Genomic DNA, 22712 nt, shown 5'->3' on the forward strand with positions numbered 1-22712 from the left:
GGAGAACCGGCGGGCGCGCTCGGGTTCAGGTCAGGCGGGTCAGGCCTGCGGGGCAGCCTTGATCGCGGAGATGTCGAAGGTCAGCTTGACCTTGTCGCTGACCATCACGCCGCCGGTCTCCAGCGCCGCGTTCCAGGTCAGGCCCCAGTCGGAGCGCAGGATGTTCGTGCTGCCCTCGAAGCCGACGCGCTCGTTGCCGTAGACGTCCGTCGCGGAGCCGTTGAACTCCAGGTCGATGGAGAGCGGACGGGTGACGTCCTTGATGGTGAGGTCGCCGGTGACGCGGTAGTCGTCGCCGCCGAGCTGCTCGGCCTTCGTGGAGCGGAACGTCATCAGGGGGAACTTCTCGGCGTCGAAGAAGTCGCCGCTCACCAGGTGGCCGTCGCGGTCGGCGATGCCGGTGTCGACGCTGGCGATCCTGACGTCGATGGAGGCGGAGGAGTTGGAGGGGTCCGAGCCGTCCAGCACCAGGGTGCCCTCGTGCTCACCGAAGGAGCCGCGCACGTTGGTGACCATGGCGTGGCGCACGGTGAAGCCGATGCTGCTGTGCGCCGGGTCGATGGTGTATGTGCCGGTCAGCGCGGCCAGCGCGGGGTCCACCGCGAGGGTGGCGGTGGCGGTGGACGCGGCTTCGGTGTTCTTGCGGTTGAACAGAGCCATGGCTCCTCCTCGGGGGACGTTCAGACGAGTGGCTGCCGAAGATCTGGTTTAACCTTCAACGAGATTCACTGTAGACCCTTTTTGTTCAACATTCAACATCAAGGGTCCAGGCCGGTCCGGAAACCGCTACCGGCCTCGCCCCGACTCGGCCGCACCCTGGCGGACGCGCGTAGATCTCGGGCACCATCTCCCTGTCTCATTGTCATGAGCAGAAGGATTCCGCCATGCTGACCCGTCCCGTACTCCGCTCGGTCCTCACCGCACTGGCCCTCGTGCTGGGCGTCCTCTTCGCGCCCGGCGTCGGGGTCCTCGGTGGCGGTGCGACCGAGGCGCACGCCGTCACGAAGCTGACCCACGCGCAGGCGACCTCCCGCTTCAGTTCGTCCGGGATCACCTGGTCGTCGTCCGGCGGCTGCTCCGACCGCGCCGTTCCCACCTGCACGTCCTTCGACCAGCTCAATCTGACCAGCGCCCAGGGCGCCCAGACGCTGAAGAGCGCCACGGGCTGCGCCCTCAACATCACCGGGGGCACCGAGACCGGGCACGCCGGTGGCACGTACTCGCACTGGAACGGCTACAAGCTGGACTTCGGCAAGAGCACCTGCCTGACGAACTACGTGAAGGGCGTGTTCACCTACATCGGCGTCCGCGGCGACGGCGCCCCGCAGTACAGGTCCGGTTCCGGCAACCTCTACGCCGACGAGGGCAACCACTGGGACGTGACGTACTACAACTGCGGCGGCTGCTGACCCCCTCCGCACGCACGGGTGCCCCCGTCCCGGCGCGGGACGGGGGCACCTGCTGTGCGTGGCGAAGGCCGGTGTCAGGAGCCGACGCTCACCGTGAAGCGCCGAGGGTTGCCGTCGTGGGCCGCCCCCGACACGTCGGGCTCGCCGTCCGGGCGTACGTCGTCGTAGGGGAACGCGTAGCCGATCGGGGAGTTGGCGTGGACGACGCGGGACCAGTGGTTCGTCACCCCGCCCTTGTAGTAGTCCGCCACCGTGGTGCCGTTGGGCTGCTGCGGGTGACTGAGCATGATCGAACGGTTGAAGCCCGCCGCGATCCTGGCCAGCAGCGCCTTCTTCTCGTCGGAGTCACCAGGATTGTTGGTGAAGGGTCCGTGGTTGCAGGTGAAGATGTCCTTCGACGTGGGCTTGACGAAGGTGTGCCCGCCCTCGAAGGTCAGCGTGTCCCCGCTGACGCGGCCCTTGAGGCTGCCCCGGCCGCCCTGCAGGTCGATCGTGAGGTCGGTGGAGCGGTACTTCTCCCAGACCTCGTCGATCTGGGCCGTGAACAGGTCCCGGAACGGCATCTCGGCCGGCCGGTCGAAGAACGGCGCCATCAGGTTCTGCGGCGAGACGACCCGCAGGACCTGCCCGTCGTCGCCCCGGGTGACCAGCTTGTCCCAGGGCTGCCCGTCGGCGGCCGCCTGGGCGGTGAGGTCGTCGGCGATGCGCTGGACCGCGCCGTCCGGGAGCGGGGCCACCGTGTGCGTGGCGTCCCCCTCCAGGGTCAGCCCGATCGGCAGCGCGGTCACCAGGTCGACGTAGCTGATGTTGGCGTACAGCTGCTGCGGGTTGAAGGTGAACTCGCAGAACGACCAGGTCCTGCCGTAGTTCGGGTCGGTGGGCGTGGCGAAGGCCGGCTCGACCAGGGACGGGCCCGGGTTGAGGTAGAAGTCCAGCTTGTCGTCCCGTACGAAGTAGACCCTCGCCCCGTACATCTGGGGCAGCGTCATGACCACGGGCCCGGCGCCGGCGGCCTTCAGCGGGATGGCGCAGTCCACCGGGAGGGGGGTCTGCGGAGCGCCGGGGGAGTCGGGGCGGTAGACGCTGCCGTCGGGGCGCAGGAGCACCCAGCGGTCGGTGCCCTGCTCGTGGCCGGTGACGTACGCGTGCACGGTGCCGGGCAGTGAGCGGTTCTCCAGGGCCAGTTCGCAGGTCTCGGCCGCTGCCGACGCACGCGGGCTCAGGGCGCTGCCCCAGAGGGGATAGGAGAGCGCGGTCGCGGAGGCGGCTGCGCCCGTCAGGAACATTCTGCGCGAAATCACGAAGGAACTCCCGAGGTGTGTGGGGGGCCGCAGACGGGGGAGACGTGGGGAGGATGGAGCAGTGGGGGGCGTCTGCGGTGCGCACCACTCTCGCGAGGCGTACGGCAAGCGTCAAGACTTATGGCTGAGAGCGCTCTCAGAAAGTCGCCGTTCTTCACAACTCGACGGTGCTGGACGGGATTTGGACACTCCTGGTCGATACCTCGATGCGCGGAGTGAACAGGAATCGAACGCGATGGCCGACGTGAAGGGACCCCGGCGCACCCCTGCCGTCGTGGTGCGTCCGGTCGCCCGCACCGGTGGATCCGCGGCGTGGCGCGGGAGTCGCTGTGTGGCCGGAGACACATGCTCCGCTTTGTCGGAGCCCTACAACGCGCGAGCCCTCCGAGCTGGCGGATGGGCTGCATGATGCACGGCTTCTGTCAGGTGCCACCAGGAAACGGGGCAGGAGACTGTTCGGTGTGGACGGCAGGGTTTGTGCGGTCGGGTTCGTAGGGTCGACGTATGACCGTTGTGGACGAAATCCCGGGCGAGCCGAGTGACACGCGTGGCCGGGTGGCCGAACTGCTGGCACTGCGCGAGCAGGCCCGGCGTGGACCGAGCGACCGGGCGACCGAGGCGCAGCACGCCAAGGGCAAGCTGACGGCCCGCGAGCGCATCGCGCTGCTGCTGGACGAGGGATCGTTCAAGGAGGTCGAGCAGCTGCGCAGGCACCGGGCGACCGGCTTCGGCCTGGAGGCCAAGAAGCCGTACACCGATGGTGTCATCACCGGCTGGGGCACGGTCGACGGCCGGACGGTCTTCGTCTACGCGCACGACTTCCGGATCTTCGGCGGGGCGCTGGGCGAGGCCCACGCCACGAAGATCCACAAGATCATGGACATGGCCATCTCGGCCGGTGCCCCGCTGGTCTCGCTGAACGACGGTGCCGGAGCCCGCATCCAGGAGGGCGTCAGCGCGCTCGCCGGATACGGCGGGATCTTCCAGCGCAACACCCGAGCCTCCGGTGTCATCCCGCAGATCAGCGTGATGCTCGGCCCGTGCGCGGGCGGCGCGGCGTACAGCCCGGCGCTGACCGACTTCGTCTTCATGGTCCGTGAGACCTCCCAGATGTTCATCACCGGACCGGACGTCGTCAAGGCGGTCACCGGCGAGGAGATCACCCAGAACGGCCTCGGCGGCGCCGACGTGCACGCCGAGACCTCGGGCGTCGCGCACTTCGCGTACGACGACGAGGAGACCTGCATCGCCGAGGTCCGCTACCTGATCGGGATGCTGCCCTCCAACAACCGCGAGAACCCGCCGGTCGTGCCGAGCGACGACCCCGCCGACCGGCGCGGCGACGTCCTCCTGGACCTGGTCCCGGCCGACGGGAACCGCCCGTACGACATGCACAAGGTCATCGAGGAGCTCGTCGACGACGGCGACTTCCTGGAGATCCACGAGCGCTGGGCCCGCAACATCGTCTGCGCCCTGGCCCGGCTCGACGGCCAGGTCGTCGGCATCGTGGCCAACCAGCCGCAGTCGCTGGCCGGTGTCCTGGACATCGAGGCGTCCGAGAAGGCCGCACGATTCGTCCAGATGTGTGATGCGTTCAACATTCCCATCGTCACTCTCCTGGACGTACCCGGCTTCCTGCCCGGCGTCGATCAGGAGCACGGTGGGATCATCCGGCACGGTGCGAAGCTGCTCTACGCGTACTGCAACGCCACCGTGCCGAGGATCTCCCTGATCCTGCGCAAGGCCTACGGAGGCGCGTACATCGTCATGGACAGCCAGTCCATCGGCGCCGACCTCACCTACGCGTGGCCGACCAACGAGATCGCCGTGATGGGTGCCGAAGGCGCCGCCAACGTCATCTTCCGCCGTCAGATCGCCGACGCCGAGGACTCCGAGGCCATGCGGGCGCGCATGGTCAAGGAGTACAAGGCCGAGCTGATGCACCCCTACTACGCGGCCGAGCGCGGCCTGGTCGACGACGTCATCGACCCCGCCGAGACGCGCGAGGTGCTGATCGCCTCGCTCGCGATGCTCCGCAACAAGCACGCCGACCTGCCGTCCCGCAAGCACGGCAACCCCCCGCAGTAGTCGCGGCCGCAGCGGCGGGTCAGACCCCCGCCCGCGTGTCATGACCCCACTGCCCAGAAGACGGAGACATCCATGAGCGTCAATCCCGCCGATTCGGTCCTGCGTGTCGAGAAGGGCGAGGCCGGCCCCGAGGAGCTCGCGGCGATCACCGCGGTCCTGCTCGCCCGCGCGGCCGCCCAGCCCGACGCGCCCGCCCACCGAGGTCGTAGCACCGCCGGATGGCGCCGGCTGGAGCGCACCCCCGGCTTTCGTGCCCCGCACAGCTGGCAGGGCTGAGAACGGCCGCTGAGGCCGTTCAAGGCCCGCAGGGCCCCTACGGACGAAGGCCCCGTACTCCTTTCGAGGAGTACGGGGCCTTCGCCGTGCGGCGACGGGCTCAGCGCAGGCGGGCCATCAGTGCGTGCTCGACCAGGGTGATCAGCGCGCTCTTGGCGTCCGCCCGGTGCCGGGCGTCCGTGGTGAGTATGGGGGTGTCCGGGCCGATCTGGAGTGCTTCGCGTACTTCGTCGGGTGTGTAGGGCTGGTGTCCGTCGAAGCCGTTGAGGGCGATGACGAAGGGGAGGCCGCTGTTCTCGAAGTAGTCGACGGCGGGGAAGCAGTCGGCGAGGCGGCGGGTGTCGACGAGGACGACGGCGCCGATGGCGCCGCGGACCAGGTCGTCCCACATGAACCAGAAGCGGTCCTGTCCGGGGGTGCCGAACAGGTACAGGATCAGGTCCTGGTCCAGGGTGATGCGTCCGAAGTCCATGGCCACCGTCGTGGTGGTCTTGTCCCCGGTGTGGGTCAGGTCGTCGATGCCCGCGGATGCGGACGTCATCACGGCTTCGGTGCGCAGCGGATTGATCTCCGAAACGGCACCGACAAACGTGGTCTTACCCACGCCGAAGCCCCCTGCCACCACGATCTTCGCCGAGGTAGTGGAGCGGGCCGCTCCGCCGCTAGAGCTTGCGAAGTCCACTGAGCACCCTTTCGAGCAGTGTCACATCTGGTTGGCCGCCGGCGGCCTCGTCGCCGCCGGGCTGATGGATAGCGACGAGTCCGGCCTCGGCCAGGTCGGCGACGAGGATCCGGGCAACGCCGAGCGGGATCGAGAGCAGGGCCGACACCTCGGCCACCGACTTGATCTCGATGCAGAGCCGGCAGATCCGCTGGTGCTCGGGCAGCTGCCCTTGCAGCCGGGACGGATCGGCCGTTGTACTGACCAGTGCCTCGATGGCGAGCTGGTACCGCGGCCGGGTCCGGCCGCCGGTCATGGCGTACGGACGGACCAGCGGGTTGTGCGCCGCGGGCGCCGCCTGCTCCGGGGCCTGCCGCTGGACGGGCTGGATGCGCGACGGCGGAGCCTGATAGTGCTGCGGCGGCTGCTGATCCTGCGGTTGCTGGTAGTGCGGCTGCTGCTGCGGCCACCCGGAACCGGGTTGCTGCGGCTGCTGCCAGTCGCCGCCCTGCGAGCCCTGCGGGGGCTGCTGGTAGGGCTGCTGGTATGGCTGATACGGCTGGTAAGGCTCTTGCGCGCCCAGTCTGCCAGGCATGGAGGGGTGGTCGAAGCGGTTGTCACCCTGCTCACCCGGAACCCGCTGACCGCCCTGATACGGGTGTCCGCCTGTGGGTGCTGCCACGTTTCCTCCTCCGACTGCCGATCGCCATCCCAGTGGTGCCGCGCCACCGCACCTTATGGCGCGGTGACGAGAAACGCACTGTCTGTCTATTAGTTAAGAAGACTTCCCTGGAGTTCGGCACGGAGATCCGGGGTAAGAACACTTCCTGCACGATCTACGAGAAGTGCCATTTCGTACCCAACCAGGCCGATATCGGCATCCGGGTGGGAGAGGACAGCGAGTGAAGATCCGTCAGAGATGGACATGATGAAGAGGAATCCTCGCTCCATCTCCACAACGGTCTGATTCACGGCGCCGCCTTCGAAGATCCGGGAGGCACCCGCGGTCAGCGACGTCAGACCGGAGGCGACTGCCGCCAGCTGATCGGCACGGTCCCGTGGAAAACCCTCGGACATCGCCAGCAGGAGTCCGTCGGCGGAGACCACCACCGTGTGGGACACCCCTGGGGTGTTGTCCACGAAGTTGGTGATCAACCAGTTCAGATTCTGCGCCGCCTGGCTCATCGGGCTCACACTAACGCTCCTGGTTGTAGGTATCACTTGTGTCCGAACCCGCGGTACGTCCCCGCTGGACACCGCGGCGTAGGTTGCTCAACCTGCCCCGTACGTCCTCAGGGGCGCGGGAGACCTGTGGGCCGCCCTGGTTGGTCTGCTCCGCCGTTCCCTCGACGAGATTGGCCTTGGGCACGCGCCGGGGGAGGCCGGACGGGGTTATTCCGCCCGCCTTCGGATCCCGCAGCTTCTCGGCCCGCTCCCAGCGCTCGTCGTTCGCCGAGCGCCATTCGTCGGGGCCCTCGCCGGAAGCCTGCTGCTCCTGCGGCTGTTCGGGCTGGGGCTGGGGCTGCGGCTGTTCCTGCTGCTGCGCCGGCGCGGCAGGCTGATCGTTTCCGCGACCACCGGGCTGCCGGTGCTGCTGGCCCGGACCACGGCGCGGGAGACCTGCCTGGGTCAGGTCGTGACCGGGATTCGGGGTGGGCCCCGGGCGGTCGAAGCCCGCCTGTTCCTGACTCCCGGCGGGACCGCCCTGCCCGGATTCCGTCTCAGGCTGAGCCGGCGGCTCGTAAGCGCCTTGATATCCGCCCTGATCCGCCCATTCGCCCTGGTGGGGGGCACCGTCCTGCGGGGCGAACCCGTCGGGGTACTGCTCCTGTGAACCGTCCGGAGCGGCGTACGCGGCTTCCGTGTAGCCGTTCTGCTGCGGCGGGTTCGGATAGCCGCCACCGTTGGCGTACGGGTCGTAGCCGCCCTGCGCGTACTCCTGCTGCCCCGGGGCGTACTGCTCGGGGGCCGGCGCGTACTGCTCCTGGCCGTACTGCTCCTGCGTGAACTGCTCCGGGGAGTAGTCCTGCTGCTGTCCGGCCCCGCCGCCCTGGAACGGCGGACGCTCGCCGCCCCACTGCGCCTCGAGCGCGGCCCGGCGCTCCTCGCGCATGAGCGAGCGGTTGACCGGGTCCAGCTGCGGGGAGTCCGCGACCGAGGTGTCGTAGCGCGAGTCGTCGAAGCCGAGCTCCGCCGCCGTACGCATCGGAACCTGCTGCGGCGCCGGGGCGAACGTCTGCTGCTGCTGCTCGGGCATGATCGAGGAGACGGTGAAGTCGTCCTGCGGAGCGCTCGCACCGCCGCCACCATGGGTGATCGCGTCCGGCAGCATGACCAGCGACGTCGTCCCCGCCTGCTCGCCCGAGGGGCGGAGCTGGACCCGGATGTCGTGCCGGTCGGCCAGTCGGCCGACCACGAACAGGCCCATGCGCTGGGACACCGCGGCGTCCACCGTCGGCGGGTTGGCCAGCTTGTGGTTGATGTCGGCGAAGTCCTCGGCGGTGAGGCCGATGCCCTTGTCATGGATCTCGACCATGACCCGGCCGTCGGGCAGCCGGGTCGCGGTGACCCGGACCTTGGTCTGCGGCGAGGAGAAGGTGGTGGCGTTCTCCAGCAGCTCGGCCAGCAGGTGCACGAGGTCGGTCACGGCCTGGCCGTGGATGTCGGTCTCCGGCACACCGGTGAGCTCGATGCGCTCGTAGGACTCCACCTCGGAGGAGGCGGCCCGCAACACGTCGACCAGCGGAACCGGCTGGTTCCAGCGGCGGCCGGGCTCCTCACCCGCGAGGACGAGGAGGTTCTCGCCGTTACGGCGCATACGGGTGGCCAGGTGATCCAGCTTGAAGAGGCTCTCCAGCTGGTCCGGGTCGGCCTCGTTGTTCTCCAGGCCGGTGATGAGGGTCAGCTGGCCCTCGATGAGCGACTGGTTGCGGCGCGAAAGATTGGTGAAGATCGCGTTGACGTTGCCCCGCAGCATGGCCTGCTCGGAAGCCAGCCGGACGGCCTCGCGGTGCACCTGGTCGAAGGCGCGGGCGACCTCGCCGATCTCGTCCTGGCTGTTGATCGGGATCGGCTGCACCCGGGTGTCCACCCGGCCCGGCTCGGTCCGCGACAGCTGGTCGACCAGCATCGGGAGCCGCTGCTCGGCGATGCCGAAGGCAGCCGTACGCAGCCGGCGCATCGAGCGGCTCATCTGGCGCGCCATGAGCCCGGCGATGATGAAGGCGGCGAGCAGGGCGACGATCACGATCAGGCCGTTGATGACGGCGTCGTTCCTGGCGTCGACCGAGATCTCCGCGGCCTCGGTCACGGCCTTGTCGACGAGCTCGTCCTCGACCGTCGCGTAACCCTCGAACTTCGCGGTGGACGCGGCCATCCAGGTCTCGGGCGTGATGCCCTTCGCCTTCAGCTCGTCGGGCTGCCTGCCCTTGCCGATCTCCTGGGCCATGCCGTCGAAGACCGAACCGTCGATGCTCGGAGGCGCCACGAAGGGCTTGCCCGCGGCCTTGGCCTGCGCTTCGGCGGCCTTCAGCTGCTTGGCACCCTCGGCGGCCTTGCCGGCCATGACCTCCTTGAGCCGGGCCGCGTCGGCTTCCGTGCCGCCGGAGACGAACTCGTTGAGGGCGATCTGCTCCAGGTAGTTGTACGAGCTGAACGCCGTGACCTGGCCGTTGAAGTTGCGGGTCTCCTGGCTCGGACGCACCAGCAGGTGCATGCCTATGGAGCGCTGAAGCGATTCTGCGGCCTTGGCCAGCTCGATCGCGTACACGGTACGGCCGTAACTCGTGATGTTTCCGGTGCCCAGGCCGAGCTCGTTGGCGAACTGCATCAGCGAGTGCTGGACCTTGGTGTAGCCCTCTTCCGTCTTCACCGGGTCCATCGCCTCGGCGTAAGCGGCCTTGCGCAGCTCGGGGAGCAGGGGCTCCTCCGCCTCGAACAGCTTCAGGCGGCGGTCCAGACCCGCCTTGTCCGGCATGTTCCGCACGGCGGCGTCGAAGTCCGAAGCGGCGCTGTCCGTGAGGGCGCGCACCTTCTCCACCTCGGGGGCGGTGCGCTTGTTGGACAGCAGGGGCTGAGCGGTGAGGTCACGCTCGTTCAGCAGTGCCTGCCCGTACACCGAGGCGGCGCGGACGACCAGGGCCGTCTTCTCGGCGTCCTGGGCCTCGTTCCAGGTGTCGACCGATCCCTTCACCTGGAAGCCGCCCATGACCAGACCGACGAGTGCCGGGATCAGGAGGATCGCGTTCAGTCGGGTGGGCACCCGCCAGTTGCGCGGTGACATGCGGCTGGTGCTGCCACCGGCCGGTTCCGCCTTGGACGACGTGTCCGCAGGCGGAGACACCGCAGCGCGCGGCGGCGGCGTGAAGTTGCCCCGCTCCGGCTGCGCCGCGGAGCCCTCGTTGCTTCGCCTCACTCGACCAACAACCTCTCGGCGTCGGCACCTACGTTGTGCCGGATTATCGTTCAGGGGCCGTGCTACTGGGTAGTTCGAGGCATTGCAGCACGGGGACCGGGCGCGTTCCAAACAGTCGGAACGAGCGATTCGGATTGAGGCGGGCGCCCGATAAAACGGGCATAAAGAGCGAGCCCCGCCAAAAGGCGAGGCTCATGTGAGCGCAGTGGCACCGGCCGTGCGCGTCGGGTGTCGATGGGGACCCAGATCTCTGTCGAAATGTTATGAACACGGGGGCGGATCGTGTCAAAGGACACAGGCCGCCCCCGGGCGACTACAACAACTTCCGTAGATCACTCAATAATTGTGGCTACTTCAACCGGGCCATCAGTGCGTGCTCGACCAGGGTGATCAGGCCGCTCTTGGCGTCCGCCCGGTGCCGGGCGTCCGTCGTGATGATCGGGGCATCGGGGCCGATCTGGAGTGCTTCGCGTACTTCGTCGGGTGTGTAGGGCTGGTGTCCGTCGAAGCCGTTGAGGGCGATGACGAAGGGGAGGCCGCTGTTCTCGAAGTAGTCGACGGCGGGGAAGCAGTCGGCGAGGCGGCGGGTGTCGACGAGGACGACGGCGCCGATGGCGCCGCGGACCAGGTCGTCCCACATGAACCAGAAGCGGTCCTGTCCGGGGGTGCCGAACAGGTACAGGATCAGGTCCTGGTCCAGGGTGATGCGTCCGAAGTCCATGGCCACCGTCGTGGTGGTCTTGTCCCCGGTGTGGGTCAGGTCGTCGATGCCCGCGGATGCGGACGTCATCACGGCTTCGGTGCGCAGCGGATTGATCTCCGAAACGGCACCGACAAACGTGGTCTTACCCACGCCGAAGCCCCCTGCCACCACGATCTTCGCCGAGGTGGTGGCACGGGCCGTACCCGTACCGCCGCTAGAGCTTGCGAAGTCCACTGAGCACCCTTTCGAGCAGTGTCACATCCGGCGCGCCGCCGGCCTCTCCATTGCCCGGCTGGTGGATGGCCACCATGCCGGCTTCCGCCAGGTCCGCCACGAGGATCCGTGCCACACCCAGGGGCATGTTCAACAGGGCCGACACCTCGGCCACCGACTTGACCTCGCGGCACAGGTGGCAGATCCGCTGGTGCTCGGGGAGCAAGGTCCCCAGATGGGCGGGGTCCGCTGTCGTGCTGACCAGCGCCTCTATCGCGAGCTGATAGCGCGGCCGGGTCCGGCCGCCGGTCATGGCGTACGGACGAACCAGCGGCTGGTCGCCTTCACCGTCGTACGACGCATGGTGCAGTGCGCCGTACGGATCAGGTGAGGCGGGTGGCGGGGTCATAAATCCTCCGGGCGTGACAGCAGGGTGTCGGCTTGCCGTCTGAAGGTGGCCGGTGGGGAGCTGTGTCGGCCGGACGGGTGAGGGTTTTGAGTAGTACCTGGGGGGATCACGTCAACTGTGTGCCGCATGGCCGTCTAGTGGAGCAGACTTCCTTGTAGTTCCGCACGGAGGTCAGGGGTGAGGACGGTCCCCGCACGGTCGACGAGGAGTGCCATCTCGTACCCGACCAGACCGATGTCCGCGTCCGGGTGGGCGAGAACGGCGAGTGACGAACCATCAGAGATGGACATGAGGAAGAGGAAACCCCTCTCCATCTCCACGACCGTCTGGCTCACGGCGCCGCCTTCGAAGATCCGGGAGGCACCTGCGGTCAGCGACGTCAGGCCGGAGGCGACTGCCGCCAGCTGATCGGCGCGGTCGCGCGGGAAACCTTCGGACATCGCCAGCAGCAGGCCATCCGCGGAGACCACCACCGTGTGGGACACCCCTGGGGTGTTGTCCACGAAGTTGGTGATCAGCCAGTTCAGATTCTGCGCGGCCTGACTCATGGGGCTCAACTAACGCTCCTGCTGGTGAGTGGGGCCGAGTTGGAAACTGCCGGTCGACGAGCCGGTGTTGGCCTGTCGTCCCTGCTGGATGCCCCGGCGGAGATTGGTCAGACGGCCGCGTACGTCATCCGGCGCACGCGAAACCTGTGGTCCGGACTGATGATTCTGCTGCTGAGCAGTGCCCGGCACCAAATTGGCACGTGGGACACGGCGAGGCAGTCCGGAAGTGGTGATCCCGCCGGCGGCGGGCTTCTTGACCCGCTCCGCCTGCCGTACGAGTTCGTCATTGGGTGAGGCGCGCCATGAACTGGTGGCGCCGGTGTCCGCCGCACCACGCCGTGGCATGGGCGGAGGCGGGGTGCCGTCGGCGGGCTGGGAGGGGACCGGTGCCTGCGGCTCGGCGGCGGGCGGCTGCTGGCCGCCCTGCTGCACGCCGTGGAACCAGTTCGTCTCCAGCGTGTCGAACAGCGGCGTACGACCGTCACCGGGACCGGCCGGCGGCAGTTCCTCGGGCTGCTGCGGCAGCGCCGGGCGGTACGGCAGCTCACCCGCGGAGGGGTCGGGCTGACGCGGCGCGCCGAAGTCGGTGTTGTCGGAGTGGCGGGGCGCGGGCGCCTGGGAGCCGAAGCCCTGGTCCTGCGGCATCGGGGAGTTGAAGTCGGGGCGGGCGAACTGCGCGGTGCTCGCGGGGTCCTGGGCCTGCGGGAACTGCGGCGCCTGCGGTGCCTGCGGTGCCGAGAAGTCCGGACGGGCGAACTCCGCGGTGGCGCCGGGGCCCTGGCGGTCGTCCATCGGCGGACGCTGGTTCGGCGGGCTGAACGGCTGGTTGTGTCCGTTAGGGCCGGTCAGGGCGTTCGGTCCGTTCGGTCCGTCAGGTCCGTTCGGGCCGGAGGTGCCCGGGCGGGCGAACCGGCCGGTGTCGTGCTCCTCGTGTCCACGGGGCGCGTCCGGCTGCGTACGCCGGGGAACGCCCTGCTCCTCGACGCCCCAGCTGGTGTTCTGCGTGCGCTTCGGCTGCGGGTTGCCGCCGGGCAGCTCGGCCCGGGGTCCAACGACGGGCGGCAGCTGGCGGCCGGGGCCACCGGGCTGCTGCGGGCCGCCCTGGGACTGCGGCGACTGCGGAACACGGGGGGAGGGCTGGCCGGAGTGGCCGAAGAGGTTGGGCCGTCCAGAGTCCGCACCGGCCGAGGGGTCCTGCGGAGGACGCGCTCCCGGGCGGGCACCACCGGCGAAGGCGCCGGCGAGGCCGCCACCCTGACGGGGGGCGTCCGACCGGCCGGGCAGACCGGGGCCCTGCTGACCGAATCCCTGCTGCCCGGGGCCCTGCTGGTTGCCCTGCTGCGGCTGACGCGGTCCGCCGTCACGCGAGGGCAGTGCGGCCCGGGGAGCCGAACCCGCGCCGACCTGCCCGCGAGGGGCGGACGCACCGAGACCCTTGGCCGGTTCGGGCGCCGAACCGGCGAGTCCGGGACGCTGGCCGCCCGTGGGAGCGCCACCGCCGGCGAGGAGCCCGCCCGGGGCGCCGCCCTGCGGGCCCTTGCCCTGCTGGCCGGGCTTCGGCGGCTGCTTGCCGCCGTGCGCGACCTCCATGGGCAGCATGACCAGTGCGGTCGTGCCGCCGGAGTCGGAGGGCCGCAGCTGGATGCGGATGCCGTGACGCAGGGACAGCCGGCCGACCACGAACAGACCCATCCGGCGGGACACCGAGACGTCCACGGTGGGCGGCGAGGCGAGCCGCTCGTTGATCGCGGCCAGGTCCTCGGGGGAGAGGCCGATACCGGTGTCGTGGATCTCGACGAGCACACGGCCGTCGGGAAGCGCGTGACCGGTGACCCGGACCTTCGTCTGCGGCGAGGAGAACGACGTGGCGTTCTCCAGCAGCTCCGCGAGGAGGTGCACGAGGTCGTTGACGACGCGGCCGGCGACCTCGGTGGCGGGCACCGCGGCCAGTTCGATGCGCTCGTACTGCTCCACCTCGGAGGCGGCGGCACGGAGCACGTCGACCAGCGGCACGGGGCGGGTCCAGCGGCGGCCGGGCTCCTCGCCCGCGAGGACGAGGAGGTTCTCGCCGTTACGGCGCATACGGGTGGCGAGGTGGTCGAGCTTGAAGAGCGAGGACAGCTGGTCGGGGTCGGCCTCGCGGGACTCCAGCTCGGAGATGAGCGAGAGCTGGCGCTGGATGAGGCCCTGGCTGCGGCGCGAGAGGTTGGTGAACATCGCGTTGACGTTGCCTCGCAGCAGCGCCTGCTCGGCGGCCAGACGGACCGCCTCGCGGTGCACGTCGTCGAAGGCCGCGGCCACCTGGCCGATCTCGTCCCGGGAGTGCACACCGACCGACTCGACGGAGGTGTCGACGTCCTGCGGGTCCGTCTCCGAGAGCTGCCTGACGAGCTCGGGCAGCCGGTCCTGGGCGACCCGGGTGGCGGTCTCCTGCAGCCGTCGCAGCGAGCGGATCATGGACCGCGCCACGACGAAGGCGCCGACCAGCGACACACCGAGGACGATGATGATCATCGCGCCGTTGAGTATCGCGTCGCGTCGCGATTCGTTGCGGAGCTCGCGGGCCTTGCTCTCCATCTCACCGAGCAGCGTCTGCTCGATGGTGGTCATGGCCTGGATCTTGTTGGAGCTCTGGTCGTACCAGTCCATGTACGTGCGGGTCTTGCCGCTGCCCTCCATGCCCAGCGGGCTGTCGAGGACCTTCTTCGCGTACATGTCGGCGGCGGCTATCTCGGGATTCCCGTTGTCCAGCGGCGCCAGCAGCTCGGCGGAGCTCCTGCCGGTGGACTCGTAGGTCGTCTCGAAGGTCTTGAGGGTCGAGCTCGCCTTGTTGAGCGCGTTACGGCCGAACGCCTGGTCGTTGTCGTCCAGGTCCGCCTTCGTGCCGTCGCCGCCCGGCAGCGCCGCGGCGATGATCGCGCGCTCGACGGAGGCGTACTCCTTCGAGGACGAGAAGGCGGCCAGCGCACGCGTCCGCTTGATCATCTCCGGGTTGCTGGTGGCCTGCGCCATGTCCTGGGAAAGGCTCAGCAGCGAGGTGATCAGCTGGCTGTACTGGTCGACCGTGTTGAGACTCGGGTTGTTCCCGGCGTACGCGTCCTTACGGATGCTGGTGATGTCGCCCAGCTGGTTGCTGATCTGGCTGACGCTCGCGTGGATGCTGTCCAGCGCCTCGTCGCCCGGGGAGTTGCCTATCTCGTCGGTGGCCTCGAAGAAGGCGTCCTTGGCGCGGTCGGTGCGCTCACGAGGGTCGGTGACCCTGTAGTCGGTGGCCTTCACGCCGTTCGACAGCGGGCCGGCCGACTTGTCGCGCTCCTCCTGGAGCGCGTTGGCGAGTGCGGTCGCCTTCTTGGTCATCGTGGTGAGCAGCTGCATGTGCTCCAGCTGGTCGATGTCGTTCATCGACTCGTTGATCCGCAGCCCGCCGAGGGTGGTCGCCGCGACCACGGGGAGGGCGAGCAGGGACACCAGACGCGTACTGATGCGCCAGTTACGCAGGGCTACGCGTGAGCCGGCGGTGGTGGGGTCGGTCGGCTTCGGGGGTGCCGAGGCCTCCGCACTGCCGGTGGTCGTGCCGGAGCGCTGGGCGCGGTCGCCGCCGTCACCGGCCGCACCGGGATTCTGGGCGTGCTGGGGCGAGGAGCCGCGGTCTTTCCCGCCGCGCGGCTCCTGCTCCGCCGGGGTTTCCCCTCGGCCCTGGCGGGGCTGGGGCGACCCCATGCCATCCCTCTTGAAACGTCCCTGCACTAGCGTCGCAACCTCTGGACCAGGCGTCCCTCCGCGCGGTGGCACGGCGGGACGGTGTCGGCGTCGTGGGGCGCTGGACGCGCCCCATGGTGGTCGTGAGTGACCGGCGTACTTCCCCCTCCCGCCGCCACTCGGCGCTGCGTTGCGCCCCTGCGCGTTGGGCCTGAAACCCGCGGCGGTGCGTGGAATTCCAGCACAGTGGAGGATCTCCAACAAGGCCCTCGTACCAGGCTGTGACCTGGATGACACGGTGTGATGGGTGCGTAACAAGCCGTGCAGCGCGTACGGGTTTATATCGGTCAATATGGGGTCGGCTTTTCGAGGGCGTTCGGTGTCCCAGACGCCATGATCGGGAGCGGAATGACAGATTCAGTGACGTATTGTCTGGTTTGCACCCCATGATCAACTGTCTGCAATGGGCAATTTGTCGTCAACTTCGTGAGCAAACTCACATCATGATCGCCGTCTCATCCCGGCCACGGTGGGGAATCGGATGTTTAGCCTGGCGCTTTACAGGGATAGCGAATCCGACAACCGGCGCGCCTCCGGGCAGCGCCCCAGCCGCAAAGGTCCACACGGCAGATGAAGACGACGATGACGTTCCGCAACATCGCCAACCCCCGGCGCACGACGCTGGCGCACCTCGAGGACGCCGAGGCGCTGCAGACGCCGGAGTTGCGCGAGCACGCCGTCGACCTGCCCACCCAGACGGCCAACCCCCGGCGCACCGTCCTCATGGTCGCGCCGGACACGGCGGCGAAGTAGCGGCCGACCTCCGGCCTGGCGAGGCGATAGCCTGGAGCGTCAGTCTTCAGCCAGCCAGCAGCAAGTGAGGGGCGACAGCATCCCGTGCGCATCGCCAGGTTCTCCATCGACGGCAATGTCGCCTTCGGGGCGGTCGAGGGCGACAGCCCCGACAGCCTCGTCCTCGACATCATCAAGGGCATTCCGTACACCGACTTCGAGCTTTCCGGGACCAAGGTCCCGCTGAAGAAGGTCCGGCTGCTCCCGCCCGTGCTCCCCAACAAGGTCGTGGCCATCGGCCGCAACTACGCGGAACACGCCGCCGAGATGGGCAACGAGGTCCCGGATGTGCCCGTCGCCTTCTTCAAGCCCACCACCTCGGTGATCGGCCCGGGCGACTCCATCGAGTTCCCCTCCTTCTCCGAGGAGCTGCACCACGAGGCCGAGCTGGCCGTGGTCATCGGCCGCATGTGCCGCGAGGTCCCGCGGGAACGCGTCAAGGACGTCATCTTCGGCTACACCTGCGCCAACGACGTCACCGCGCGTGACGTCCAGCGGCGCGAGAGCCAGTGGGCGAGGGCGAAGGGCTTCGACACCTCGTGCCCCCTCGGCCCCTGGGTGGAGACCGACCTCGACCCCGGCAACCTGACCATCCAGGCCACGGTCAACGGTGAGCAGCGTCAGCTCGGGCGTACGAGCGACATGGTCCGCTCCGTGGAGGACCTCGTCGTCCACATCACGGAAGCCATGACGCTGCTCCCGGGCGACGTGATCCTCACCGGGACCCCCGCAGGGGTCGGGCCCCTGCACGTCGGCGACGAGGTCGCCGTCACCATCGAAGGCATCGGCACTCTCACCAACAAGGTGATCAAGCGTGGTTAACGCCCCCGTCCGCGTACGTTTCTGTCCTTCCCCCACGGGCAACCCCCACGTGGGCCTGGTCCGGACAGCTCTCTTCAACTGGGCCTTCGCCCGGCACCACCAGGGCACCCTGGTCTTCCGCATCGAGGACACCGACGCGGCCCGCGACTCCGAGGAGTCCTACGGCCAACTGCTCGACTCGATGCGCTGGCTCGGCCTCGACTGGGACGAGGGCCCCGAGATCGGCGGCCCGCACGCCCCGTACCGCCAGTCGCAGCGGATGGACCTCTACAAGGACGTCGCGGAGAAGCTCCTCGCCGCCGGGTACGCCTACCCGTGCTACTGCACCACCGAGGAGCTCGACACCCGCCGCGACGCCGCCCGCGCCGCCGGCAAGCCCTCGGGCTACGACGGCCACTGCCGCGACCTGAGCGACGAGCGGAAGGCCGCGTACGAGGCCGAGGGCCGCACCTCGATCGTCCGCTTCCGGATGCCCGACGAGGCGATCACCTTCACCGACCTGGTCCGCGGCGACATCACGGTCCAGCCGGAGAACGTCCCGGACTACGGCATCGTCCGTGCCAACGGCGCTCCTCTCTACACGCTCGTCAACCCGGTCGACGACGCCCTGATGGAGATCACCCACGTCCTGCGCGGCGAGGACCTGCTCTCCTCCACCCCGCGCCAGATCGCCCTCTACCGGGCGCTCATCGAGCTGGGCATCGCGAAGGACACCCCCGCCTTCGGCCACCTCCCGTACGTCATGGGGGAGGGCAACAAGAAGCTCTCCAAGCGCGACCCGCAGGCCTCGCTCAACCTCTACCGCGAGCGCGGGTTCCTGCCCGAGGGGCTGATCAACTACCTCTCGCTGCTCGGCTGGTCCATCGCCGAGGACCGCGACATCTTCGGCAGGGACGAGCTGATCGCGGCGTTCGACATCGCCGACGTCAACGCCAACCCGGCCCGCTTCGACCTGAAGAAGGCCGAGCACATCAACGCCGAGCACCTGCGCATGCTCGACGTGAAGACCTTCACCGAGGCGTGCGGCCCCTGGCTGAAGGCCCCCTTCGCCCCCTGGGCGCCCGAGGCCTTCGACGCGGCGCAGTTCGCCGAGATCGCCCCGCACGCCCAGACCCGGGTGACGGTCCTCTCGGACATCACGGCCAACGTCGACTTCCTCTTCCTGGACGAGCCCGTCGAGGACGAGGCGTCCTGGAACAAGGCCATGAAGGAGGGCTCCGACGCCCTTCTCGTCACGGCCCGCGCCGGACTGATCGCCGCGGAGTGGAACGCGGAGGCCCTCAAGGCCGCCGTCCTCGCCGCCGGTGAGCAGCACGGTCTGAAGCTGGGCAAGGCACAGGCTCCGGTCCGCGTCGCCGTCACCGGCCGCACGGTCGGCCTGCCGCTCTTCGAGTCCCTGGAGATCCTGGGCCGCGAGAAGACGATCGCCCGCATCGACGCGGCACTGGCGAAGCTCGCGGCGTAGCCTCCCGCGGCACGGTCGGAGGCCGGGGTCCCCATGGGGGAGTCCCGGCCTCCGCCGTTCCGCGGGAGGAGCCGCTTCCGGCATCCGGACGCCCCCGGGCGGGTAGGTTCGCCGCATGGTCATCCGCGCGGTCCTCTGGGACATCGACGACACGATCTTCGACTACTCCGGAGCCGATCGCATCGGCATGCGCAGGCATCTGGAACACGAGGGCTACCCCGCGGGGTACGACGGCCTGGAGCGTGCCCTGGACGCCTGGAAGGCCATCACGGACGTGCAGTGGGCGCGCTTCGCCGCCGGGGAGCTCGACTTCCACGGGCAGCGCCGGGAGCGCGTGCGGGCGTTCCTCGGGCGGTGGCTGAGCGACGCGGAGGCGGACGGCTGGTTCGGCCGGCACGCCACCCACTACGAGGCCGCGTGGGCGCTCTTCCCGGACACCGTGCCGGTTCTGGACCGGCTGGCAGGAGGCTTCCGCCATGCCGTCCTGTCCAACGCCAGCATCCACAACCAGGACCGCAAGCTGCGCGCCCTCGGCGTGCGGGACCGGTTCGAGGCGGTGGTGTGCGCCGTCGAGCTCGGGATCTCCAAGCCGGAGGCGGGAGCGTTCCACGCCGCCTGCGAGGTGATGGAGCTCGACCCGCACGAGGTGGCGTACGTCGGCAACGAACCCGACATCGACGCGGGCGGCGCGGTGGCCGCCGGGTTGACGGGGATCTGGCTGGACCGCGAGGGGCGGGGCGGGCGTCCGGAACTCACGCGGATCACCGGTCTGGACGAGCTTCCCGGCCTGCTGGCGGGCGATACCCGTTTTGGAGCGCCGGACACCTTCAGGTAATGTTCTTCCTGCGCCACCCGAGCGGGCCGAAAGATCCGGACGGGAGCGCAGACAGAAACAAAGCCCCCAGGGGTTGCGTTTCAGTGGGCTATGGTGTAATTGGCAACACTACGGTTTCTGGTACCGTCATTCTAGGTTCGAGTCCTGGTAGCCCAGCGCAAGACCGAAGTAACAAGCCCCCGTTGTGTAGCGGCCTAGCACGCTGCCCTCTCACGGCAGTAGCGCCGGTTCGAATCCGGTCGGGGGTACAGATCCTTCCCGCGAGAACATCTGGGTCGCACCCACGTTCTTGATGCAGGATCGCTAGGGCCCCCGTTGTGTAGCGGCCTAGCACGCTGCCCTCTCACGGCAGTAGCGCCGGTTCGAATCCGGTCGGGGGTACTTGTCACACCATGGGCTATGGTGTAATTGGCAACACTACGGTTTCTGGTACCGTCATTCTAGGTTCGAGTCCTGGTAGCCCAGCGCAAGTCAGCAGTAAACAAGCCCCCGTTGTGTAGCGGCCTAGCACGCTGCCCTCTCACGGCAGTAGCGCCGGTTCGAATCCGGTCGGGGGTACAACACGGCAGTACGGCAAGGCCCTTCACCTCGGTGGAGGGCCTTTTGCATGAGCTCATGTCCGCAACACGGGTGCGGGACCGGTGACTTGGGCCGCCACGACGCTGGAGCGGCCGGAGAGAGGATGAGGCGGAGGTGGGTCAGCCGCGGCGCAGTGCCTCGCTCAGCCTCGCTGCCGAGTCGATGATGGCCTGGGCGTGCATCCGGCCCGGGTGGCGGGTGAGCCGCTCGATCGGCCCGGAGACGGACACGGCGGCGACGACCCGGTTGGACGGCCCGCGGACCGGTGCCGAGACCGAGGCCACGCCCGGCTCCCGCTCGCCGATCGACTGGGCCCAGCCCCGCCGCCGTACGCCCGAGAGGGCCGTCGCCGTGAAACGGGCCCCCTGGAGACCCCGGTGCAGGCGCTCCGGCTCCTCCCAGGCCATCAGGATCTGAGCGGAGGAACCCGCCTTCATCGTGAGCGTGGAGCCGACCGGCACGGTGTCCCGCAGTCCGGACAGCCGTTCCGCCGCCGCCACACAGATCCGCATGTCTCCCTGCCGGCGGTAGAGCTGCGCGCTCTCGCCGGTGATGTCGCGCAGATGTGTGAGTACGGGTCCGGCCGTCGCCAGGAGGCGGTCCTCGCCGGCCGCGGCGGCGAGCTCCGCGAGCCGGGGGCCGAGAATGAAACGGCCCTGCATGTCCCTCGCCACCATCCGGTGGTGCTCGAGTGCCACGGCCAGTCGGTGTGCCGTGGGCCGTGCGAGCCCTGTCGCCGCGACCAGCCCGGCGAGGGTGGCCGGACCGGACTCCAGGGCGCTCAATACCAGAGCTGCCTTGTCGAGAACGCCGACGCCGCTAGAGTTGTCCATACGACGATACTCGCGTCTCACTCTGTGAAACGCAAGTTCAATTTTCCCCGGAAGTTGCGAACCTGTACAGGCGGCCGTACGACGGCCCGCAGCTGCCGCCCCGCCCGGGGGGTCAGGGCGGCGGCACACGGAATCTCTAGTTGGGCCGGCGACGACGCCGGCCGGAGGGAAAGCGATGGGTAGGACACTCGCGGAGAAGGTCTGGGACGACCACGTCGTCCGGCGCGCCGATGGCGAGCCCGACCTCCTCTTCATCGATCTGCACCTGCTGCACGAGGTGACCAGCCCGCAGGCGTTCGACGGCCTGCGTCAGGCCGGCCGCCCGGTGCGGCGGCTCGACCTCACCATCGCCACCGAGGACCACAACACCCCGACCCTCGACATCGACAAGCCGATCGCCGACCCGGTCTCGCGCGCCCAGCTGGAGACCCTGCGCAAGAACTGTGCGGACTTCGGCGTCCGGCTGCACCCGCTGGGAGACGTCGAGCAGGGTGTCGTGCACGTGGTCGGCCCTCAGCTCGGGCTGACCCAGCCCGGCACCACGGTCGTCTGCGGCGACTCGCACACCTCCACCCACGGCGCATTCGGAGCGCTGGCCTTCGGCATCGGCACCAGCCAGGTCGAGCACGTCCTGGCCACCCAGACGCTGCCGCTGGCCCGCCCCAGGACCATGGCGATCACCGTCGAGGGCGAACTCCCCGACAGCGTCACCGCCAAGGACCTCATCCTGGCCATCATCGCCCGGATCGGCACCGGCGGCGGCCAGGGCTACATCCTCGAATACCGCGGCCCCGCCATCGAGAAGCTCTCGATGGAGGCCCGGATGACCATCTGCAACATGTCGATCGAGGCCGGCGCCCGCGCGGGCATGATCGCCCCCGACGAGACCACCTTCGCCTACCTGCGGGGCCGTGACCACGCCCCCGAGGGTGAGGACTGGGACGCCGCGGTGGAGTACTGGAAGACGCTGCGCACCGACGACGACGCCGTCTTCGACGCCGAGGTCGTCATCGACGGCACCGCACTCGCGCCGTTCGTCACCTGGGGCACCAACCCCGGCCAGGGTGCCCCCCTGTCGGCGAACGTCCCCGACCCGGCCTCGTACGAGGACGCCTCGGAGCGCAACGCCGCCGAAAAGGCCCTGGAGTACATGGGATTGACCGCCGGGCAGCCGCTGCGTGAGATCGACGTGGACACCGTGTTCGTAGGCTCGTGCACCAACGGGCGCATCGAGGACCTGCGTAACGCGGCCTCGATCCTGGACGGCCGCAAAGTCGCCGACGGCGTACGGATGCTGGTCGTCCCGGGCTCCGTGCGGGTCGCCCTGCAGGCCGTCGAGGAGGGCCTGGACAAGGTCTTCACCGCCGCAGGGGCCGAATGGCGGCACGCCGGCTGCTCGATGTGCCTCGGCATGAACCCCGACCAGCTGGCCCCCGGTGAGCGCTCCGCCTCCACCTCGAACCGGAACTTCGAGGGCAGGCAGGGCAAGGGCGGTCGCACCCACCTGGTCTCCCCGCAGGTCGCCGCCGCCACCGCCGTGCTGGGCCATCTGGCCTCGCCCGCCGATCTGTCCGACGTCCGTACGCCCGCCGGAGTCTGAGAAGT

At 69.2% G+C, this 22712-nt stretch carries 19 protein-coding genes and 5 tRNA genes; 13 read left to right on the plus strand and 11 right to left on the minus strand.

Features of this window, described 5'->3' with window-relative positions; all coding sequences use genetic code 11:
* Positions 1 to 39: 39 nt before the first annotated feature.
* Positions 40 to 660 carry a YceI family protein gene (locus tag ABT001_RS13065; RefSeq protein ID WP_351276099.1) on the minus strand — a complete coding sequence of 207 codons (621 nt, stop codon included), beginning with the start codon at positions 658 to 660 and terminating at the stop codon, positions 40 to 42.
* A 224-nt stretch (positions 661 to 884) separates the two neighbouring features.
* Between ABT001_RS13065 and ABT001_RS13070 the strand changes: the two genes are divergently transcribed.
* Entirely contained in the window at positions 885 to 1409 is a 525-nt protein-coding gene (locus ABT001_RS13070) for a hypothetical protein (RefSeq protein WP_351276101.1), read from the plus strand.
* A 74-nt stretch (positions 1410 to 1483) separates the two neighbouring features.
* On the opposite strand, the gene ABT001_RS13075 is transcribed toward ABT001_RS13070, so the two are convergent.
* The gene (locus tag ABT001_RS13075; protein ID WP_351276375.1) at positions 1484 to 2695 is read right to left on the minus strand and encodes a glycoside hydrolase family 64 protein; all 1212 of its coding nucleotides are present in this window, start codon (positions 2693 to 2695) and stop codon (positions 1484 to 1486) included.
* Between the two features lie 519 nt (positions 2696 to 3214).
* Here ABT001_RS13075 and ABT001_RS13080 point away from each other — a divergent pair.
* Positions 3215 to 4798: an acyl-CoA carboxylase subunit beta gene (locus ABT001_RS13080; RefSeq protein WP_351276103.1), complete on the plus strand. Its 1584-nt coding sequence runs from the start codon at positions 3215 to 3217 to the stop codon at positions 4796 to 4798.
* A 72-nt stretch (positions 4799 to 4870) separates the two neighbouring features.
* A complete protein-coding gene (locus tag ABT001_RS13085; protein WP_351276105.1) occupies positions 4871 to 5074 on the plus strand; it encodes an acyl-CoA carboxylase subunit epsilon in 204 nt (67 codons plus the stop codon).
* Between the two features lie 100 nt (positions 5075 to 5174).
* Here ABT001_RS13085 and ABT001_RS13090 read toward each other — a convergent pair whose 3' ends face one another.
* The 8 genes from ABT001_RS13090 to ABT001_RS13125 all read right to left on the minus strand — a co-directional run bounded on the left by ABT001_RS13090 (position 5175) and on the right by ABT001_RS13125 (position 15742).
* Complete coding sequence (locus tag ABT001_RS13090) at positions 5175 to 5756, minus strand: GTP-binding protein (protein ID WP_014048542.1); 582 nt, start codon at positions 5754 to 5756, stop codon at positions 5175 to 5177.
* Positions 5737 to 6417, minus strand: coding sequence for a DUF742 domain-containing protein (locus tag ABT001_RS13095; protein ID WP_351276107.1), 681 nt, complete (start codon positions 6415 to 6417; stop codon positions 5737 to 5739). The genes ABT001_RS13090 and ABT001_RS13095 overlap by 20 nt, the downstream gene beginning before the upstream one ends.
* An 89-nt stretch (positions 6418 to 6506) precedes the next feature.
* Positions 6507 to 6920 (minus strand): roadblock/LC7 domain-containing protein, encoded by a 414-nt coding sequence (locus ABT001_RS13100; RefSeq protein ID WP_124272100.1) that lies wholly within the window; start codon positions 6918 to 6920, stop codon positions 6507 to 6509.
* Between the two features lie 10 nt (positions 6921 to 6930).
* The gene (locus ABT001_RS13105; RefSeq protein ID WP_351276109.1) at positions 6931 to 10149 is read right to left on the minus strand and encodes a sensor histidine kinase; all 3219 of its coding nucleotides are present in this window, start codon (positions 10147 to 10149) and stop codon (positions 6931 to 6933) included.
* 349 nt (positions 10150 to 10498) lie between these two features.
* Positions 10499 to 11086: a GTP-binding protein gene (locus ABT001_RS13110; protein WP_351276111.1), complete on the minus strand. Its 588-nt coding sequence runs from the start codon at positions 11084 to 11086 to the stop codon at positions 10499 to 10501.
* The gene (locus ABT001_RS13115; RefSeq protein WP_351276113.1) at positions 11067 to 11474 is read right to left on the minus strand and encodes a DUF742 domain-containing protein; all 408 of its coding nucleotides are present in this window, start codon (positions 11472 to 11474) and stop codon (positions 11067 to 11069) included. The genes ABT001_RS13110 and ABT001_RS13115 overlap by 20 nt, the downstream gene beginning before the upstream one ends.
* Before the next feature lie 134 nt (positions 11475 to 11608).
* Complete coding sequence (locus tag ABT001_RS13120) at positions 11609 to 12022, minus strand: roadblock/LC7 domain-containing protein (protein WP_006127850.1); 414 nt, start codon at positions 12020 to 12022, stop codon at positions 11609 to 11611.
* A 9-nt stretch (positions 12023 to 12031) separates the two neighbouring features.
* Positions 12032 to 15742, minus strand: a complete 3711-nt coding sequence (locus ABT001_RS13125) for a sensor histidine kinase (protein ID WP_351276115.1) — start codon at positions 15740 to 15742, stop codon at positions 12032 to 12034.
* Between the two features lie 609 nt (positions 15743 to 16351).
* On the opposite strand from ABT001_RS13125, the gene ABT001_RS13130 reads away from it, so the two are divergent.
* The 9 genes from ABT001_RS13130 to ABT001_RS13170 all read left to right on the plus strand — a co-directional run bounded on the left by ABT001_RS13130 (position 16352) and on the right by ABT001_RS13170 (position 20253).
* Positions 16352 to 16534, plus strand: a complete 183-nt coding sequence (locus ABT001_RS13130) for a hypothetical protein (RefSeq protein ID WP_351276116.1) — start codon at positions 16352 to 16354, stop codon at positions 16532 to 16534.
* 84 nt (positions 16535 to 16618) lie between these two features.
* Positions 16619 to 17395, plus strand: a complete 777-nt coding sequence (locus ABT001_RS13135; protein ID WP_351276118.1) for a fumarylacetoacetate hydrolase family protein — start codon at positions 16619 to 16621, stop codon at positions 17393 to 17395.
* Entirely contained in the window at positions 17388 to 18860 is a 1473-nt protein-coding gene (gene gltX / locus ABT001_RS13140; RefSeq protein ID WP_351276120.1) for a glutamate--tRNA ligase, read from the plus strand. The genes ABT001_RS13135 and gltX overlap by 8 nt, the downstream gene beginning before the upstream one ends.
* A gap of 115 nt (positions 18861 to 18975) precedes the next feature.
* The gene (locus tag ABT001_RS13145) at positions 18976 to 19695 is read left to right on the plus strand and encodes an HAD family hydrolase (RefSeq protein WP_351276122.1); all 720 of its coding nucleotides are present in this window, start codon (positions 18976 to 18978) and stop codon (positions 19693 to 19695) included.
* 84 nt (positions 19696 to 19779) lie between these two features.
* A tRNA-Gln gene (locus ABT001_RS13150) sits at positions 19780 to 19851 on the plus strand.
* A gap of 19 nt (positions 19852 to 19870) precedes the next feature.
* Positions 19871 to 19943 (plus strand) — tRNA-Glu (locus ABT001_RS13155).
* Positions 19944 to 20003: 60 nt separating this feature from the next.
* Positions 20004 to 20076: transfer RNA gene (locus tag ABT001_RS13160), tRNA-Glu, on the plus strand.
* A gap of 12 nt (positions 20077 to 20088) precedes the next feature.
* Positions 20089 to 20160, plus strand: a tRNA-Gln gene (locus tag ABT001_RS13165).
* 20 nt (positions 20161 to 20180) lie between these two features.
* Positions 20181 to 20253, plus strand: a tRNA-Glu gene (locus ABT001_RS13170).
* A 140-nt stretch (positions 20254 to 20393) separates the two neighbouring features.
* Here the strand turns inward: ABT001_RS13170 and ndgR are convergent.
* On the minus strand, positions 20394 to 21107 hold the full coding sequence (ndgR, locus tag ABT001_RS13175; RefSeq protein WP_325750019.1) for an IclR family transcriptional regulator NdgR: 714 nt from the start codon (positions 21105 to 21107) through the stop codon (positions 20394 to 20396).
* 175 nt (positions 21108 to 21282) lie between these two features.
* Here ndgR and leuC point away from each other — a divergent pair, with 175 nt between their 5' ends.
* Positions 21283 to 22707, plus strand: coding sequence for a 3-isopropylmalate dehydratase large subunit (gene leuC, locus ABT001_RS13180; protein ID WP_351276125.1), 1425 nt, complete (start codon positions 21283 to 21285; stop codon positions 22705 to 22707).
* Positions 22708 to 22712 lie beyond the last annotated feature (5 nt).

This window comes from Streptomyces sp. NPDC002793 (assembly GCF_040295485.1).
Taxonomy (GTDB): Bacteria; Actinomycetota; Actinomycetes; order Streptomycetales; family Streptomycetaceae; genus Streptomyces.

Excerpts from the sequence above, each read along its gene's own strand:
- ABT001_RS13085 (WP_351276105.1), top strand. The coding sequence starts at position 4,871 with ATGAGCGTCAATCCCGCCGATTCGGTCCTGCGTGTCGAGAAGGGCGAG.
- ABT001_RS13145 (WP_351276122.1), top strand. The coding sequence starts at position 18,976 with ATGGTCATCCGCGCGGTCCTCTGGGACATCGACGACACGATCTTCGAC.
- ABT001_RS13115 (WP_351276113.1), bottom strand. The coding sequence starts at position 11,474 with ATGACCCCGCCACCCGCCTCACCTGATCCGTACGGCGCACTGCACCAT.
- ndgR (WP_325750019.1), bottom strand. The coding sequence starts at position 21,107 with ATGGACAACTCTAGCGGCGTCGGCGTTCTCGACAAGGCAGCTCTGGTA.
- ABT001_RS13070 (WP_351276101.1), top strand. The coding sequence starts at position 885 with ATGCTGACCCGTCCCGTACTCCGCTCGGTCCTCACCGCACTGGCCCTC.
- ABT001_RS13080 (WP_351276103.1), top strand. The coding sequence starts at position 3,215 with ATGACCGTTGTGGACGAAATCCCGGGCGAGCCGAGTGACACGCGTGGC.
- ABT001_RS13100 (WP_124272100.1), bottom strand. The coding sequence starts at position 6,920 with ATGAGCCAGGCGGCGCAGAATCTGAACTGGTTGATCACCAACTTCGTG.
- ABT001_RS13125 (WP_351276115.1), bottom strand. The coding sequence starts at position 15,742 with ATGGGGTCGCCCCAGCCCCGCCAGGGCCGAGGGGAAACCCCGGCGGAG.
- ABT001_RS13075 (WP_351276375.1), bottom strand. The coding sequence starts at position 2,695 with ATGTTCCTGACGGGCGCAGCCGCCTCCGCGACCGCGCTCTCCTATCCC.
- ABT001_RS13120 (WP_006127850.1), bottom strand. The coding sequence starts at position 12,022 with ATGAGTCAGGCCGCGCAGAATCTGAACTGGCTGATCACCAACTTCGTG.
- ABT001_RS13065 (WP_351276099.1), bottom strand. The coding sequence starts at position 660 with ATGGCTCTGTTCAACCGCAAGAACACCGAAGCCGCGTCCACCGCCACC.
- ABT001_RS13130 (WP_351276116.1), top strand. The coding sequence starts at position 16,352 with ATGAAGACGACGATGACGTTCCGCAACATCGCCAACCCCCGGCGCACG.
- leuC (WP_351276125.1), top strand. The coding sequence starts at position 21,283 with ATGGGTAGGACACTCGCGGAGAAGGTCTGGGACGACCACGTCGTCCGG.